The 1,047-nt window shown below is 47.9% G+C and carries 1 pseudogene; it reads right to left on the reverse strand.

Features of this window, described 5'->3' with window-relative positions:
• Positions 1-1,047, reverse strand: a pseudogene (locus R7070_RS26520) (3-hydroxyacyl-CoA dehydrogenase NAD-binding domain-containing protein); the annotation flags it as partial.

The following is a 1,047-nucleotide window of genomic DNA, read 5'->3' on the forward strand; positions in this document are numbered from 1 at the left end:
CCCGGACAGTCGTTCACGACGATTGGGGATTTACCCATTTTCGCTGCGTAAGCCACTACGCGGTTGATGGTTTCATCAGAAGTTTTCTCACCACGGATGATTTCAACCAAAGGCATGCGATGCACAGGGTTAAAGAAGTGCATACCACAGAAATTTTCTGGGCGTTTAAGTGATTGTGCCAATAGGTTGATTGGAATCGTCGATGTGTTTGATGTAATGACGGTGTCTTCACCAACGTGCGATTCGACTTCGCTCAGTACCGCTGCTTTTACTTTTGGATTTTCGACAACGGCTTCAACAATCACATCTGAGTTTTCGATGCCTGCGTAATGTAGGCTTGGGGTAATTGATGCCAAAATTCCCGCCATCTTGAAGCCGTCGATACGACCTTGAGCAAGGCGTTTGTTCAGCAGTTTAGACGCTTCGGTCATGCCTAAATCGAGAGATGGTTGGGCGATGTCTTTCATCAATACTGGCACGCCTTTCAGCGCAGATTGGTAAGCGATGCCACCACCCATGATGCCTGCACCTAATACCGCTGCTCGCTCAGTGTCTTTGCTTGCTGATTTCGCCGCTTTTTTCGCGATGCCTTTGATGTATTGGTCGTTGAGGAACAGACCAACCAGAGCTTTGGCTTCTTCTGATTTCGCGAGTTTAACGAAGTATTTGCGTTCAATGTCGAGTGCTTCGTTACGTGCAAAGCGTGCGCCTTCTTCAATCGTAATAACTGCAGTCATTGGCGCAGGGTAGTGTGGACCGGCTACTTGTGCCACTAGGCCTTTTGCCATTGTGAAGCTCATCATCGACTCTAGCTTGCTGAGTGTCAGTGGCGAGGTTTTTTGTTTACGACGTGCTTGCCAATCGATCTTTTCGTTGATATCTGAAGTCAGTGTTTGCTATGCGGATTCATACAACGCATCAGTTTCAACCACAGCATCCAATAAACCAATCTTCAATGCTTCATCTGCACGACATGCTTTGCCTTGCGTGATGATTTCCATCGCGCTATCTGCACCGATAACACGCGGCAAACGCACACAACCGCCA

This window comes from Vibrio sp. 1557 (assembly GCF_033340175.1).
Classification (GTDB): domain Bacteria; phylum Pseudomonadota; class Gammaproteobacteria; order Enterobacterales; family Vibrionaceae; genus Vibrio; species Vibrio alginolyticus.